Genomic DNA, 15,144 nt, shown 5'->3' with positions numbered 1-15,144 from the left:
GTTTTTTTGTTTAAGGTTGTAGTCATTAACAAAATTTTCTTGAAAACCGTCGTAAAATAATAATGACCTGATTGCTAATAGGTTTTAAATAATTTACAATTGCAATTTATAAAAACGGAGTAATTTTTTTAAAAAATGATAAAAAAAGTTTGCGCAAACTAAAATTTATTATAAATTTGCACTCGCTTAGCAGCAATGCTGGTCTATGGTGTAATGGTAACACAACTGTTTTTGGTGCAGTCTTTCTAGGTTCGAGTCCTAGTAGACCAACTGGCAATCCTGAAGAACCCCGCAAACATTACGTTTGTGGGGTTTCTTTTTTTATGGCGTAGTAAATCACGTAGTAATTTTTACCTGATTTTTTTTTGGGTGAAAACTTGACACATGAGTTTTTCTGTAGTATCTTTGTTAGAGTAGTGTTAGCCAGATACTGGGGGTTTGTTTCGGCTATAATAAAACACACATCACTACTACCTTTAAGTAGGAATAACAAAATCCCAAAAGAATACCTTTTATTAAAAATGAATAAGGAAATCCTTACCTCAAGAGATGTGATGGCAATATTGTCTATTTGCGAAAACACATTACTGAAGTTGGAAGCAGAAGGAAATGTTGTTGTTGATTTTAGAATCAGCAATAGAAAACGTTATTACTTAAAAAACGTTTTAGTTTCACTGTCTAGACTCCAAAAAACCAAATAACATTAAGAGTTTTTGTTTGACTGCCTACTTATGGCCATTTTGCTATGGTCTTGATGTGGCTACACATGAAAATTTTTGGCTACTATTTACAATTTATGTAGGATTGTTTATAGTTGTTTAAATAAATATCGTGTCCGTAAGGCGTTTGCTTAATACCGTGATATTTATTATAAAATAAGTAATCTATTTAAGGACTCTAGTACAGTGCCTAATAGATTTGTAGTAGTAATAAATTAATAAAATGATTAACAATGAGTACTTAAATGTAAAAGAGATTAGCGTCCATACTTCACAATCAACTAGAAATGTAAGGAGGATTATAAGTAGAATACAGGGTGAGGTGGCTGCAGAACTAATGTATAAAGATAAGAATAATACTTGGAGAGTTCACAAGCTGTTATTAGGGCGTTTTAAGCCTCAAAGGATAAGAGAACATAAATACTATGCTCTTAGTATAGATTTGTGTCATGACTACTCTGAAGACGAAATAGAGGTAGTGTTGAGGTTTGCTATTGAGCAGATGGATGATGTGCCAGTGGAGATGAACTATGTCATTGAACAGAAGAAGGCTAATGGTCAAAATCACATACACTGTTATGTGAGGTGTAATAATAAGAAAAAGTTGTTACGATGTATTCGTTTAGGGTTTTCGGCTGTAAGCTATCACCAATCAGGGATATTTGATTTGGTCGGTTGGAAACAGTACATCACAAAAGATAACAATAAAATAATAAAAATAGATAATTTTAAAAAAAACAAAAAATAATGAATGAATTAGAACAGCTTAGTTACGAAAGGTTTAAAAATTTTAACCCAAAACTTACAATACGAATGTATAATTACCTAAAGGGTAATGGTTCGCTTTGGAAGGTGTTATGTGGTATTGGTGTTAAAATACAGTGGGAAAATGAGGTGCTAGAGGAGGTATGGTGGCTGAAAAATGGTGACCTTTATAAAGATGGTGAAATTTATAAAAACAGATTTAATCTAAGTTCTATAATAGGTATGGAATGGTAAGTAATGAAGAGGTCTTAATAGATAATATACGGGTTAAGAATATTGAGATAAGTATCGAAAGTAACCCTGAACGTAAACGAGAATTGGTAAAGCAATTAAATAAGTTGAAGCTTCAAAAAGAAATAGAGGTTATTAAAAAGAAGATTGAACAAATAGGGTAGTCCTTCCGTCCTCCCCTAATGGTAGTTGCGAAACCAAGTACGGTTACTTGCTACAGAATAGACAAGGTGGTTTGATTTAATATAGCCATATAAATAGGTGTTTAAATTTTTTTTATAAAATTTTAAACGTCATTTTTTGTTCCTTTTTGAGCATATATGGCCACGTATTAACATGGTAAATTTGTTTAAGAATATCGTTATATGCTACTAAAAAGGCGGAAACCTTTAAGGTGTTCGTCAAATGTTATAGAATAAATGTTATGTAAAATAATAAGACTCGTCGATCCGACGAGTCTTATTATTTTATACTAATTCGGGTTGTAAAATTTTTTTAATTTTTTGAACCGTTCCGCTACTCTTACCCGTAAGGGTCATTGTGTTTCTAATAGATTGCCCTTGTTTCAGAAATTTAACAATGTCTGAATGTTCAGCAATTAATTTCTTATGGTCTTTTTCTGAGCCTACTTTACGGCCTAATTTACCGCCATCTCTAATATACTTGTCACGACCAGAGTTTAGTCGTTCTTTAATCATAGTTAGTTCTAATGATGCAAATGTTGAAGCTATGCTCAACATAGTTTGTACCATACCGTTAATTTCGCCATTTGGTAATAGCGTATGAAGTTTAAAATTATCGATTATTATATTAATCCCATTATCATTACATTTTTCTAAGAATAATGCGAAAGACGATATTTTTCTTGAGATACGTGATATCTCAATAGCAATTATGTGTTGTATGTTATTTTTTATGGCATAGGCTAGGATTTCAGCGTTAACCTCATCGTTTTTAGTTCCACTTTTATAATAAGTAAACTCTTTTACGATTTCGTACTGGTTACCATAGTTAGAAATTAACTCCTGACTTTGACGTGTTACGTCTTGGCGATTTTCATTTGTTGAACAACGAGATATTATGATTGCTTTTTCCATAATGTAAAAATACCAGGTTTTTCTTACATATCAAAGTAAATCAAAGATTATTTTTGATACAGTATGATGTGTCATATTATGTAATTTGTAGATTTATTTTGATACAGTTGAGGTTTTAGTACAGTTTCGTTAATAAAAATGTTATTGTTAGGTTTACTCTTATAGAATTGTATATTTATAAAAAAATAACAAACTATAAAAATGGATAAGACTATTGTATTTGAACTATACAGATTTCATTTATTACCAATCACAACTAGTCAATTTTCACTTTTTGACGAGGTTATATCTTATGATGAGTTGGTCAAGAAAAAGAATAAATTTTTTGATGAAATTGTTCAAGACTTACAAAACCGTACTGAAGATTTTCCTATAGAGTTATATAGTGTTGAAGATAATAGTTACTTATTTCGTTTAGCAAATCCAAAAACGACAATGATATATCGTAATTTTGCTGAAATACCTGAAAATACCGAGCCTTATATTTATATAATAATAAATACTGACCCACAAGTGCAGAAAATCGCAATTAGTCGAAACCCTGAAGCGTTTTCGACTCCCAATGTTTCGAAAAAAGTACTTGTTAGTATATTTAGTAAGTATCTAAAAAATTATGGTTTAAGTATTGAGTTCGAACAGCTTTTTGAATCTAAAACTTTTTGGAGCTGGGTAGACAAATATCACGGAAGAATCAAATCAATAGATTTTGAAATTATTAAGCCTAATCTTTCAAAGATTTCACACACAATAAAAGACACATTGAAACCTTTAATTGAGAGCACCAATAGTCATAAAACACACTTAAAGCTTGATGCACCCGTTGAAGGGGTGTTGGAGAATATAGATAAGTCAAATACGCTAGTTGATGGATTGGTAGAGTACTCTAGTGAGGGTGGTGGTAATATATCTATGAGTGTTTTTGGTGTTGCTATGAGAGTTAAAACAGATAATATGGTCACAACAAAAAGAATTTCAGAAATCAATATTAAAGGGTCGCCTGACCAAGTTATTAAACTTTGGAAAAACATAACTGAATAAAATTGACTTATATAAAAGATATATCGCTTTTTTTAATAATAGCTTTAATGGCTAATTTACTTTCCCATGTTTTAGGGAGTAATTTCTTAATGGAGTATCTAGAGTCAAATTTAACAACGATTCAATTGGCATTGATGGCTATTAATACGGCTACTTGTGGTTTGGTTGTCTCCAAGCTTCAAGAAATTAAAGAAAGACATCGAGAAATCAATATTAAGCCTATTACAAAGGAGCTTTTATCTTCTCTGAAGGAGCAAATAGTACTAGTTGTTATTGGGGTTGTTTTGGCATTATTAATTGACAGTAGAGTGGTTGAGACGGTGCTTTATTCGAATTATATTCTATTTGCTCTAGAGACATTAATAATTTCGGTATTTGTAAATTCAATTCAAGTATTGTGGGATACTGGAAAATCAGTATTTGTTTTAATTGAAATCATGGATGAGGTTAATGATGAAGAGTAATTGTAGATATAATCAAAAACTTTATATAGTAGGCTATTGATCCACCTCTGGTGGAGCAATTGTCTATGTTTGTAACGCTGTGTTTTATAGCTTATATCCCAAATAATTTAATATTTAAATAGGATTGATTTTTTTGACTTTAGTTGATTAATCAAGTTTACTGCTTTTCCAACCATAGCGGTTTTATCGTAAACTTGTACGATAGAAGTGTACTTATGTTTAGGATGTGTTATAGGTTCAATGTCTTCATCATGTATGCCTAGTTCCTTAAGGTTTGAAATAAAGGTGCTACGGCAGTCGTGAGGGGTAAATATCTCGCAAAGTTTTTCCTTGGATAATACCACGTTATCGATAGTGTAATAATATCTTTTAATTTCAACAACATTTTCAAACTTTAAGTGAGTAAGTAGTTTTTCCACATATTTTCGAATGTTGGTTTGAGCGGGGAACTTAGGAAATCTATTGTCATTCAACTGAAGGTATTCTTTTATCGGAGCAAGTAGTGGTATAGTTGCTATTAGTTCGTCTTTATTCTCTTGTGATTTTCTAATACGTGTTGTTATGCAGTTGTATTTTTTTGAATTATAAATTTGAATTTCAGGATTAACTTCATTCAACGAGACCATGTCACCAATTCTCAATCCTGTAAACGAAGAAAGGATAATGTAGTTTTTGCCGTGAGTTAATTCTTTGGAATGACTTACGTCAGTGTTGATTATCGTTTGTAATTGAGTAGTGGTAAGGAAAGTTTCGTTTTTTATTTCACGTCTTTTTATAAAATAGTCTGGTTTGCTGTAGTTGAATCCAATTTCAATATCGTCATTTTTCGCACTAGTCAATAATGCTCTAAAGTGTTTGTTTTCTTTTGCTATTGTATTATGAGCATAAAACTCACCTGTTTCTTCTTTATGTACTTCATTTAATGATTTGAAAAACCCCATAAAAATGTCACCTGTTAGACTTCCGAAAGTTAATTCTATGTTTTTATCGGCCTCATATTTTAATATGTGGTTTTTTAAATTGGTGTATTGTTTTCCTGTTCCATCAGACCATCGTCTAGGGTGTTTAATATCGAGAGTTGTTCTGGTTTCTACACTTTGAGTTATGTATTCTGTTATACCAACATCATTGGTTTTTTTGGGTAATCTGTTTAGTTTTTCTAGTACCAATTGTTTTAACTCGTCAAGGGTTGGTTCTTTATCATAAGTGTTTCTAAAGTAAGATAGTTGGTCGTAACCTATTTTTTCAACTTTATCTAAATAATTATTCAGGTCTTTGCCGTATTTTCTAACATAGATTTGGTTCGCTCTATAAGTTGGTTTGTCGTTCCAATATTCCTTTTTAATACTCCATTGTGTTGAGATGCGTAATGGAGTATACTTAATGATTTCTTTTACGTATATTCTTACGCCATAAGATAGGTTAAAGAATATAAGTTGTTCGTCTGACTTGTTTTTCGTAGCCTCTAAGTTGAAAAAGTGTTTGGGTTGTTTCATAGTCGAATAATATCACGTAGTAAATCACGTAGTAAATGTATGCTATTCTTTGATGTTTTACAAAGTTTTTTGAGGTGCTGTAATTTTAGTAATTATAAAAATCCCAGTATTTATAGGGGGTTTGATGTATATTGATGTTTGATGAGGTATTAGGATAATTGTCCTTGTAGACCAACAGGAAACCCCTCAGTTAGAGGGGTTTTTTTATGAAATTACGTTTCTGTTACAAGATCAGCGATGATTTCATTTTTTTATTTGACCGATTTATCTTCATTTTCATCCTGAGATCCTAAAAGTGATCACTGGCTTAGAGCTATGATTGACTATGTCTTCGCTAATACTTCCGTTAAAAAAATGAGCTAACCCGGTCCGACCGTGTGTACAAATACCAATTAAATCGGCATTAACATGTTGTGCAAAATTAATAATACCATTTTCAATATTTGTGTCATTAAAAATATGTAAAGAATGGTTTTTTATATTGTGCTTTTTTACAAATTTATTCATCGTTTTTTCAGACTCAAGCGTAGTCTTAAAACTGTTAGGCGAGCAAATCATTACTAAATATAACTTAGCATCAAATATTTCGACGAATCTGAGCATTTTCTTAAATGGCTTTTTTATTTCTTTTGAAAAGTCAGATGCAAATACAAAATTATCAGGTTTAAAGGAATCAGGATTTTTTTTAATAACTAGCACAGGGATATTGGAAAGGCGGACAACTTTTTCAGCATTCGACCCAATGAGTATATCTTCAATGCCTGATGTTCCGTGGGATCCCATAACAATTAAATCGATTTGATTATTTTCGACAAAGGCAAGAATTCCGCTAAACGCTTTTTCAAATCGAACCATTACGTGAATTATTACATCGTCGAGGTAACTTTGTTCTGTAATTTTTGTTATTTTTTCGTTCGCTTTTTTTATGAAGAGCATTACCTCTGGGATACTATTACCATCAGATAAAGCATCCTGCATTTGACTTGGTAGTTCAAGTAAATGAAGTATAAAGATTTCTGAGTTATTTTTTCTAGCAATTATAGCTGCTGTCTTCAGTGCATTTTCGGCATACTGAGAAAAATCAATGGGAACTAAAATTCGTTTCATAGATACAAAGTGTTAAATTATGATAAATAAAATGTAATTTCAACCATAATAAAGATATGAATTTATATTACAGCATCTGAATATTTTAGTTTATAAAAAAAAACACTATATTTGCACCGTTATTTATTAAAATCTAGATAATGAGGGGACTACTAAGTCCCCTCTTTTTATAAAAACTATGGCATTTAAAGAAAAAGTAAATACGGCATTATCAGAATGCCTTTTAGAAAAGCCTTCAATTTTTTTGATTGATCTTATTGTTACTGATGCTTTCAAAGTTATAGTGAATTTAGACGGGGATAATGGCGTTGCTTTGCAGGATTGTATTGATGTAAGTCGTTATATCGATGCTAATTTAGATCGCGAGGAACAAGATTATAGCCTTGAGGTTGCATCAGTAGGTGTTGGGTCGCCATTAAAATTGATTAGACAATATAAAAGAAATATAGGGCGCACCTTAATTGTTAAGACGGAGTCGGAAGTAATTGAAGCAGAATTAGTTGATGCTAATGATGATTTTGTAATTTTGTCTTGGGAAGCGAGAGAACCCAAAAAAATAGGAAAAGGGAAAGAAACAGTTCAAAAAGAATTGAAACTATCTTACGGAAATATCAAAGAAGCAATTGTTACAGTAACATTTTAATTAAAGAATTCGCATGGAAAACTTAGCATTAATCGATTCATTCTCAGAGTTTAAAGATGATAAACTTATTGATCGTGTAACGCTTATGGCAATTTTAGAAGATGTATTTAGGAATGCATTGAAAAAAAAATACGGATCAGACGATAATTTCGATATTATTATAAATCCTGATAAAGGAGATATGGAAATTTGGCAAAGAAGAGTAATCGTTGCTGATGAGGATTTGGATTTTGATCATCTGGAAATTACTTTAACTGAAGCTAGAAAAATTGAACCTGATTTTGAAATAGGTGAAGAAGTTTCTGAGGAAGTGAAGTTGATTGATCTTGGAAGAAGAGCTATTTTGGCTTTACGTCAAAATTTAATTTCGAAAATTCATGAACATGACAATACAAATCTATATAAGCAATTTAAAGATCTAGTTGGCGACATTTACACAGCAGAAGTACATCATGTGCGTCCCAGAGTTGTAATCTTGGTCGATGATGAAGGAAATGAAATTGTATTGCCAAAGGAAAAGCAAATACCTTCTGACTTTTTCCGTAAAGGAGATAGTGTTAGAGGAATTATTGAAAGCGTTGAATTGAAGGGAAATAAACCTCAAATTATTATGTCAAGAACTTCTGAGAAGTTTTTAGAAAAATTATTTGAACAAGAAATTCCTGAAGTTTTTGACGGTTTGATTATGGTGAAAAAAGTAGTGAGAATTCCAGGCGAAAAAGCGAAAGTAGCTGTTGATTCCTATGATGATAGAATTGATCCAGTAGGTGCTTGTGTGGGAATGAAAGGTTCTCGTATTCACGGAATTGTTCGTGAATTAGGAAATGAAAATATTGATGTTATCAATTATACTAGTAACATTCAATTGTTTATTACTAGAGCATTAAGTCCAGCTAAAGTATCTTCAATTAAAATTAATGAAGAGACAAAAAGAGCCGAGGTTTTCTTGAAGCTTGAAGAGGTTTCAAAGGCAATAGGTCGTGGTGGACACAATATTAAATTAGCCGGTTTACTAACAGGTTATGAGCTAGATGTCATTCGTGAAGGTGACGTTGCTGGCGCAACTGCAGATGAGGATGATGTTGAATTAACTGAGTTTTCTGATGAAATTGAAGACTGGGTTATTGAAGAGTTTGCAAAAATTGGTTTAGATACTGCAAAAAGTATTTTAAAACAAGATGTAGATGATTTAGTAAGAAGAACTGACCTAGAAGAGGAAACTATTTTAGATGTAATGAGAATATTAAAAGAAGAATTTGACAGTTAGTCAACATTTCTTCAACTATAAACATGCCATTTTACAACAAAATCTTGCTCAGTAGGTATTGAGTATAGAGTAAAATGAGGAATAACAAAAAAAGATAATAATAAAAAGGTTTTATGTCTGAAGAGAGAATTATTAGAATAAACAAAGTTTTAAGGGAATTGAATATTTCTTTAGAAAGAGCTGTGGATTATCTAAAAGATAAAGGGATTGCAGTTGAAGCAAATCCAAACGCAAAAATTTCTGATGATATATACAATGTCTTGTGCGGTCAGTTTGCTGGTGACAAAGGGAATAAAGAAGCTTCTAAAGAAGTAGGAGAAGAAAAAAGAAAGGAAAAGGAAGCTTTACGTTTGGAGCGCGAAAAAGAAATCGAGGAAAAACGTAAGATAGAGGAAGATCGCCTCAAAAAACAGGAAGTGATAAAAGCGCGAGCAGTTATCGCTAGTCCAGTGCAGGTAGGAACGATTGATCTTAATCCAAAGAAACCGATAATCATATCTGCTGCGAAAACAGTTGAAAAAGCGGAAACTCCAGCGGCCAAAGTCAAAGAAGTAAAATCTATTACTACAGAGGCTGTGCCAGAAAAGTTAGTACAAGAAAAACTGGTACAACAAAAACCTGCAGAAGAGAAAATCATTTCAGACAAGAAAATGATAAAACCGATTGCTGGTATTAAAGAGGTTAAAGCAGGATCATTAAAAGAAACTGCAGTTGCTCCAAAGGTCGAGACGACTATTGAAGCTGCTCAAATAGATGAAGCTCCTGTTGACGAAACGATTACAACCCAATATCAAAAGTTATCGGGAACTACTTTAACAGGTCAAGTAATTGATTTATCTCAATTCAATAAACCGAAAAAGAAAAAAGAAGAGCCGAAGATAACTCCAAATAAACCGGGAGCGCCAGGTTCGGCTGCTGCCAATGCAAATAAAAATAAGCGTAAAAGGATTGCTCCTAAACCAGGTGCTCCTAGACCGCCTGCTGTTCCAGGAGCACCTAATCCTAATAAGATTACTCCTAATGTAGGTGGTAGTGCTGGTGGATATAATGCTAATCGTAGCGCGAGACCTGGTTTTGTAAAAGGAAATAGGCCTGCAATTGTAGCCAAAGTAGAGCCAACAGAGGAAGAAGTTAAAAACCAAATTAGAGAAACTTTAGAGAAACTACAAGGTAAAGGTGGTAAATCTAAAGCGGCTAAATATAGAAGAGATAAAAGGGATACTCACCGTCAGAAATCTGATGATGAGCAAAGGGCTATCGATGAAGGTAGTAAAACCATTAAAGTTACTGAGTTTGTAACTGTTGGTGAAATTGCAATCATGATGGACGTGCCAATTACTAAAGTTATTGGTACTTGTATGTCTCTAGGAATCATGGTTACTATGAATCAGCGTCTTGATGCTGAAACATTAACAATTGTAGCTGATGAATTTGGTTACGAAGTTGAATTTATAACTGTTGATATAGAAGAAGCAATTCAGGTAGTTGCGGATAAAGAAGAAGATTTGGTCTTTAGAGCGCCTATCGTTACTGTAATGGGTCACGTCGATCACGGTAAAACATCTTTACTGGATTACATTCGTAAAGAAAACGTAATTGCAGGGGAGTCTGGAGGAATTACGCAGCACATAGGTGCTTACGGAGTTACTTTAGATAATGGTCAAAAAATTGCATTCTTAGATACACCAGGTCACGAAGCCTTTACTGCGATGCGAGCGCGTGGTGCTCAAGTTACAGATATCGCGATTATTGTAATTGCAGCTGATGATGATATCATGCCACAAACCAAAGAAGCAATTAGCCATGCTCAAGCAGCTAATGTTCCTATTATATTTGCCATCAACAAAATTGATAAGCCAAACGCTAATCCTGAAAAAGTAAAAGAAAGGTTAGCAGGTATGAATTTACTTGTTGAAGATTGGGGTGGAAAAATTCAGTCACATGATATTTCTGCTAAGGTAGGAACTGGTGTGAAAGAATTATTGGAAAAAGTATTACTTGAAGCTGAACTTTTAGATTTAAAATCAAATCCAAACAAAGCTGCTCAAGGTACTGTTGTGGAAGCTTTCTTAGACAAAGGAAAAGGATACGTTTCGACAATTTTAGTTCAGAACGGTACTTTGAAAGTGGGTGATTATATGCTTGCTGGAAAGCATCATGGTAAAATTAAAGCCATGCATGATGAAAGAGGAAATATTGTAATGATAGCAGGTCCTTCGACACCAGTATCTGTGCTTGGTCTTGACGGTGCAGCAACTGCTGGAGATAAGTTCAATGTATTTGAAGATGAAAAAGAAGCAAAACAAATTGCGTCTAAGCGTTCTCAATTAATGCGTGAACAATCTGTGCGAACACAACGTCATATTACATTAGATGAAATTGGACGAAGAATTGCATTAGGTCAGTTTAAAGAATTGAACATCATTCTTAAAGGTGATGTTGATGGATCAGTTGAAGCATTATCTGATTCGTTCTCTAAATTATCTACTGAAGAAATTCAAATTAATATTATCCACAAAGGTGTTGGAGCGATTACAGAAACTGATGTTATGTTAGCTTCTGCTTCTGATGCAATCATTATTGGATTTAATGTTCGTCCTGCTGGAAATGCTAGACAATTAGCTGATAAAGAAGAAATCGATATCCGTTATTATTCTATTATTTATGCGGCTATTGACGACTTGAAAGATGCAATGGAAGGAATGTTAGCGCCAGAAATGAAAGAAGAAATTCTTGGAACTGCTGAAATCAGAGAGATATTTAAAATCTCTAAAGTAGGTTCAATTGCTGGTTCGATGGTAATGGATGGTAAAATTGTCAAAAATGCTAAAATGCGTATTATTAGAGATGGAGTAGTTGTCTTTACAGGAGAGCTATTAGCATTGAAACGTTTCAAAGACGATGTAAAAGATGTAGCCAAAGGGTACGATTGCGGTATTCAAGTAAAAGGGTTCAATGATATCGAAGAAGGAGATGTAATTGAATCGTACCATGAAGTTGCAATAAAAAAGAAGTTAAAATAGAATAATTTTTATTTTTATAAAAATCCCGATTCGTCGGGATTTTTTGCGTTTTTAGAATTCTTATGTAAATATTTTTAGGTTGACCATATTTCTGATTGTGCTTTATATTGCCATTGGATTTACATGTTTGTCGCAAAAACAAAAGTGGAATTAAATATCTCTAAAAGGTTAAAAAGATACTGGATTACACTTTAATTGTTATGTTGTAAATGTTTACGATGGTAGGCAAAAAAAATTGTGGAACCGTTCAAAAAGTTGGTTTTAACAGAAAAAGATTAGCTGATTTTTGAACAATCGATAGTAAAATAGCTTTCGCATTATCGGGCTGTAATTTGCCATACACGGGTAACAACATCTAAAATTTTGATTTGCGATGGTGATTGGTATATTTGAAAGTCAAAGCTGAATCAGTGATGTGGCAGAAACTTATGCCGCTATCGTCAAGAGTAATGGAATAGATGGTATTTGTTGACATGAAGAAAGGATAAAAAGCTTTGATACGCTGATTGACAAAGTATAAAAATACAACCGTTCTATAAAAAACAACTACCACTTTTATTGCCAATGAGTATGATAATAATAACGCAGTTTTTATAACTCGCGGTAAAGGTTTGTATTTTACTTATGCTGATGTTGTAAACAATAAAACTGCGATGGCAATGCGTTTATAACAACAAGTAAAAAGGAGCGATTTTATCTGTTTAACGAGAATACTAAATTACCCTTAACAAAGTACTGTAGATTTAACAAGGGATTAAATTTTGACATAAACTTAGGACAATATGCAAGTTCAGACTGTACTAAAACAGAAATTATAGCAGAAAGTATTTTAAAGAAGATGTTGTATATAATCTAAATAATGTTATCGCAATAGTGCTATGTTTAGATTGCTAAGGGTTACTATTTACTACTTCTGGCTCTTCAATACCTAGGTTGATTGACTAGTACAGATGACAGCCTTCGTTTTTATCTGATTTCGAGATGAAAGTTATGCTTTTATTGGATACTGAACCTTTCAATTAGTGTCAAATCAGCGGTAAAACGAGCTCTAATAAGAGAGAAATACTTAAAAAACAGTATCAAATTACTTTGGCAAAATAGCAAAATGATTTCTTTTTCGTACTAATTTAAGATTATAATTTGTATAAAGTGCCAGTGTAATATTAACAATAGATTAAGATTTAAATCTAACCAGAATGCCACTTAAGTTTAATGGTAAGCCACTTCAATCTGAAGTGGCTTACTTTTTATAAATGGCTTTTATCAATACTTTTTAGGAAGTGATTATATTACTTCACAATGATAAACTCTAAATATTAGAATTGTAATATTTATTATTTAGAAGGTCTTATTAAATTTACATTACTATAAGTTTTCCTAATTTCGATTAGATTCCTTTCTGCTTCAATTCGTGTTGTAAAATTGCCGACCCAGACTTTATAATTCGGTGTAAAAAAAACAATGGTTCCATCTAAAAGGGTGTATTCCTGTCGGAATTTAGTCAAAGTATTTTTTGCTCGTTCACTATCTCCACTAAATATCTGGATCTGATATTTATCCTTTACGTCAGATAATATCGAAACTTTTCTCTTTTCATTTAGTAGTTGTTCAAATTTAGAGTCTTGTTTTACAGTTGTGTTTTGATTTTGTGCGCTAATTATTGATGATGAAAAACATAAAGTTAAGGTGTATAAAAAGGTGGTATAAATTGCTAAAAATCTCATAATGTGAATGTTTTTGTGCAAAAATAATATTTAAAAATTTATATTGATAAAGAAGTCTTATTTAGAATAACTATAAATTAAAATTTAGGCAAATTTTGGGTTTTGAGAATAGTTCTTTAGTCGTATTTTTGTGCAAGTTTAAAAGAAGGCTTCAGTCCAGTAAAACTGTTGTAAAAACTGTGCCAATTTTTAGTAGATAATATTTATACAATATGAAAAAGGTGGGTAACCATAATTCGATCGCAAGGAAATTATTTTTAGGCTTCGCCTTATCGCTAATTTTCTCTCTAAATTCTTTTGCTCAGGAAGTAGCTCCTGATGCTGCTGTTGCCGATGCGGCTGCCGCTCCTGCTCCGGCAAGTGGTGGTGATGCTATTAAAGGTAAAGAGTTGTTCAATGCAAACTGTGCCGCGTGTCACAAATTGGATGCCAAAGCTACCGGGCCAGCACTTAGAGGCGTTGCCGCTAAGTATGATACCGCATGGCTTTACAAATGGATCAGAAACAGTTCAGAGTTAATTAAATCTGGAGATCCTCAGGCAATAAAAATTTACGAAGAGTACAATAAGTCAGTGATGTCGGCTTTTCCGCAATTGTCTGATGCTGATATTGACAATATTATTGCATATACATCAGAACCAAAGGCGGCAGCTCCTGCTGCAGTTGTTGCTGGCGCAGAAGCTATTCCTGGAGCAGCTCCTGCTGATAGTGGAATGTCAAACAATATTATTCTTGCGGCATTGGCTTTGGTTATGATTATTTTAGTCGTAATGTTGTTCTTAGTGAATAAAGTGTTAACCACCGTAGCTAAAGCTAATGGTATTGAGGTAACGCCAAAAACACCTACAACGCCGATTTGGAAAGTATTTGTAAGAAATCAGTTTTTGGTATTGATTAGCTCGATCTTTCTACTACTAGCAGGTGCGTATTTTGTTTATGGGTTTTTTATGCAAATTGGGATTGACCAAGATTATGCTCCAATACAACCTATACACTATTCGCACAGAATTCACGCTGGAAGTAATGGGATTGACTGTAAATACTGTCACTCTTCTTCAAGGGTAAGTAAACATTCTGGTATTCCATCTTTAAATGTTTGTATGAACTGTCATAAAAGTATCGCAGAGGTTTCTGACACAACAGCTACACCTGAATATTCAAAAGCTTTTTATGATAACGAAATCCAAAAGTTATATAAGGCAGTTGGTTGGGATGCAGAAAATCAAAAATATACTGGTAAAACAGAGCCTGTAAAGTGGGTACGTATCCACAATTTACCTTCATTCGTTTATTTTAATCACTCTCAACACGTAAATGTTGCTGGTGTTGAATGTCAAACCTGTCATGGTCCTGTGCAAGAATATGAAATTCAAAAACAATTTGCCCCATTAACAATGGCTTGGTGTATTGATTGTCACAGAAAAACAGAAGTTAAAATGGAAGGAAATGAATATTACACTAAAATTCATGACGAACTTTCAAAGAAATATGGTGTGGAGAAATTGACCGCTGCGCAAATGGGTGGTTTAGAATGTGGTAAATGCCATTATTAATCAAATTATTAAGATTT

13 protein-coding genes and 1 tRNA gene are annotated in these 15,144 nt (G+C 32.9%); 10 read left to right on the top strand and 4 right to left on the bottom strand.

Annotated features, from left to right (window positions below):
* Window positions 1-199: 199 nt before the first annotated feature.
* From BUB42_RS00735 to BUB42_RS00720, 4 genes are all read left to right on the top strand, one after another.
* Window positions 200-270: transfer RNA gene (locus BUB42_RS00735), tRNA-Gln, on the top strand.
* Window positions 271-521: 251 nt separating this feature from the next.
* The gene (locus BUB42_RS00730; RefSeq protein ID WP_073016217.1) at window positions 522-701 is read left to right on the top strand and encodes a hypothetical protein; all 180 of its coding nucleotides are present in this window, start codon (window positions 522-524) and stop codon (window positions 699-701) included.
* 241 nt (window positions 702-942) lie between these two features.
* On the top strand, window positions 943-1,467 hold the full coding sequence (locus tag BUB42_RS00725) for a hypothetical protein (RefSeq protein ID WP_073016215.1): 525 nt from the start codon (window positions 943-945) through the stop codon (window positions 1,465-1,467).
* A complete protein-coding gene (locus BUB42_RS00720) occupies window positions 1,467-1,718 on the top strand; it encodes a hypothetical protein (protein ID WP_073016213.1) in 252 nt (83 codons plus the stop codon). The genes BUB42_RS00725 and BUB42_RS00720 overlap by 1 nt, the downstream gene beginning before the upstream one ends.
* Before the next feature lie 464 nt (window positions 1,719-2,182).
* On the opposite strand, the gene BUB42_RS00715 is transcribed toward BUB42_RS00720, so the two are convergent.
* Entirely contained in the window at window positions 2,183-2,812 is a 630-nt protein-coding gene (locus BUB42_RS00715) for a recombinase family protein (RefSeq protein ID WP_073016211.1), read from the bottom strand.
* A gap of 201 nt (window positions 2,813-3,013) precedes the next feature.
* Between BUB42_RS00715 and BUB42_RS00710 the strand changes: the two genes are divergently transcribed.
* Both BUB42_RS00710 and BUB42_RS00705 read left to right on the top strand, forming a co-directional pair.
* Window positions 3,014-3,850: a hypothetical protein gene (locus BUB42_RS00710; protein ID WP_073016209.1), complete on the top strand. Its 837-nt coding sequence runs from the start codon at window positions 3,014-3,016 to the stop codon at window positions 3,848-3,850.
* A 47-nt stretch (window positions 3,851-3,897) separates the two neighbouring features.
* A complete protein-coding gene (locus BUB42_RS00705; protein ID WP_139257240.1) occupies window positions 3,898-4,314 on the top strand; it encodes a hypothetical protein in 417 nt (138 codons plus the stop codon).
* Between the two features lie 107 nt (window positions 4,315-4,421).
* Here the strand turns inward: BUB42_RS00705 and BUB42_RS00700 are convergent, their stop codons facing one another.
* Together BUB42_RS00700 and BUB42_RS00695 are read right to left on the bottom strand one after the other, a co-directional pair.
* Window positions 4,422-5,810 carry a phage integrase SAM-like domain-containing protein gene (locus BUB42_RS00700; protein WP_073016204.1) on the bottom strand — a complete coding sequence of 463 codons (1,389 nt, stop codon included), beginning with the start codon at window positions 5,808-5,810 and terminating at the stop codon, window positions 4,422-4,424.
* 276 nt (window positions 5,811-6,086) lie between these two features.
* A complete protein-coding gene (locus BUB42_RS00695; RefSeq protein ID WP_073016202.1) occupies window positions 6,087-6,917 on the bottom strand; it encodes a universal stress protein in 831 nt (276 codons plus the stop codon).
* A gap of 178 nt (window positions 6,918-7,095) precedes the next feature.
* Between BUB42_RS00695 and rimP the strand changes: the two genes are divergently transcribed.
* From rimP to infB, 3 genes are all read left to right on the top strand, one after another.
* Window positions 7,096-7,560 carry a ribosome assembly cofactor RimP gene (rimP, locus tag BUB42_RS00690; protein WP_073016200.1) on the top strand — a complete coding sequence of 155 codons (465 nt, stop codon included), beginning with the start codon at window positions 7,096-7,098 and terminating at the stop codon, window positions 7,558-7,560.
* A gap of 13 nt (window positions 7,561-7,573) precedes the next feature.
* Window positions 7,574-8,827 (top strand): transcription termination factor NusA, encoded by a 1,254-nt coding sequence (gene nusA / locus BUB42_RS00685; protein WP_073016198.1) that lies wholly within the window; start codon window positions 7,574-7,576, stop codon window positions 8,825-8,827.
* Between the two features lie 113 nt (window positions 8,828-8,940).
* Entirely contained in the window at window positions 8,941-11,850 is a 2,910-nt protein-coding gene (gene infB / locus BUB42_RS00680; protein ID WP_073016196.1) for a translation initiation factor IF-2, read from the top strand.
* A 1,334-nt stretch (window positions 11,851-13,184) separates the two neighbouring features.
* Here infB and BUB42_RS00675 read toward each other — a convergent pair.
* Complete coding sequence (locus tag BUB42_RS00675; protein ID WP_073016194.1) at window positions 13,185-13,574, bottom strand: sporulation protein; 390 nt, start codon at window positions 13,572-13,574, stop codon at window positions 13,185-13,187.
* A 212-nt stretch (window positions 13,575-13,786) separates the two neighbouring features.
* Here BUB42_RS00675 and BUB42_RS00670 point away from each other — a divergent pair, with 212 nt between their 5' ends.
* Window positions 13,787-15,127 carry a c-type cytochrome gene (locus BUB42_RS00670; RefSeq protein ID WP_073016193.1) on the top strand — a complete coding sequence of 447 codons (1,341 nt, stop codon included), beginning with the start codon at window positions 13,787-13,789 and terminating at the stop codon, window positions 15,125-15,127.
* Window positions 15,128-15,144: the final 17 nt, after the last annotated feature.

The organism is Flavobacterium micromati, from assembly GCF_900129585.1.
GTDB classification, from domain to species: domain Bacteria; phylum Bacteroidota; class Bacteroidia; order Flavobacteriales; family Flavobacteriaceae; genus Flavobacterium; species Flavobacterium micromati.
This window is presented reverse-complemented; position numbering and strand designations above follow the sequence as displayed.